Consider the following 1,371-nt stretch of genomic DNA (forward strand, 5'->3'; position numbering starts at 1 on the left):
TCAATCTGTGTGAACACTCATCAATGCACAATCTTTACGTAAGGAGGTGATCCAGCGCCAGGTTCCCCTAGCGCTACCTTGTTACGACTTCACCCCAGTCATGAACCACAAAGTGGCAAGCGTCCTCCCGAAGGTTAAACTACCTGCTTCTTTTGCAGCCCACTCCCATGGTGTGACGGGCGGTGTGTACAAGGCCCGGGAACGTATTCACCGTGGCATTCTGATCCACGATTACTAGCGATTCCGACTTCATGGAGTCGAGTTGCAGACTCCAATCCGGACTACGACGCACTTTTTGGGATTCGCTCACTATCGCTAGCTCGCCGCCCTCTGTATGCGCCATTGTAGCACGTGTGTAGCCCTACTCGTAAGGGCCATGATGACTTGACGTCGTCCCCACCTTCCTCCGGTTTATCACCGGCAGTCTCCCTGGAGTTCCCGACATTACTCGCTGGCAAACAAGGATAAGGGTTGCGCTCGTTGCGGGACTTAACCCAACATTTCACAACACGAGCTGACGACAGCCATGCAGCACCTGTCTTACAGTTCCCGAAGGCACTCCCGCGTCTCCGCAGGATCCTGTAGATGTCAAGAGTAGGTAAGGTTCTTCGCGTTGCATCGAATTAAACCACATGCTCCACCGCTTGTGCGGGCCCCCGTCAATTCATTTGAGTTTTAATCTTGCGACCGTACTCCCCAGGCGGTCTACTTAACGCGTTAGCTCCGAAAGCCACGGCTCAAGGCCACAACCTCCAAGTAGACATCGTTTACAGCGTGGACTACCAGGGTATCTAATCCTGTTTGCTCCCCACGCTTTCGCATCTGAGTGTCAGTATCTGTCCAGGGGGCCGCCTTCGCCACCGGTATTCCTTCAGATCTCTACGCATTTCACCGCTACACCTGAAATTCTACCCCCCTCTACAGTACTCTAGCCTGCCAGTTTCAAATGCAACTCCGAGGTTGAGCCCCGGGCTTTCACATCTGACTTAACAAACCACCTGCATGCGCTTTACGCCCAGTAATTCCGATTAACGCTCGCACCCTCCGTATTACCGCGGCTGCTGGCACGGAGTTAGCCGGTGCTTCTTCTGTCGCTAACGTCAAAGAATACCGCTATTAACGATACCCCCTTCCTCACGACTGAAAGTACTTTACAACCCGAAGGCCTTCTTCATACACGCGGCATGGCTGCATCAGGCTTGCGCCCATTGTGCAATATTCCCCACTGCTGCCTCCCGTAGGAGTCTGGACCGTGTCTCAGTTCCAGTGTGGCTGATCATCCTCTCAGACCAGCTAGGGATCGTCGCCTTGGTGAGCCATTACCTCACCAACTAGCTAATCCCACCTGGGCATATCCTGACGCGAGAGGCC

At 53.9% G+C, this 1,371-nt stretch carries 1 rRNA gene; it reads right to left on the bottom strand.

From position 1 onward, the window contains the following. Positions 1–39 precede the first annotated feature (39 nt). Positions 40–1,371 (bottom strand): 16S ribosomal RNA (locus FKN93_RS17345); the annotation flags it as partial.

The sequence above is a fragment of the Vibrio sp. A8-1 genome (assembly GCF_013048685.1).
GTDB lineage: Bacteria > Pseudomonadota > Gammaproteobacteria > Enterobacterales > Vibrionaceae > Vibrio > Vibrio metschnikovii.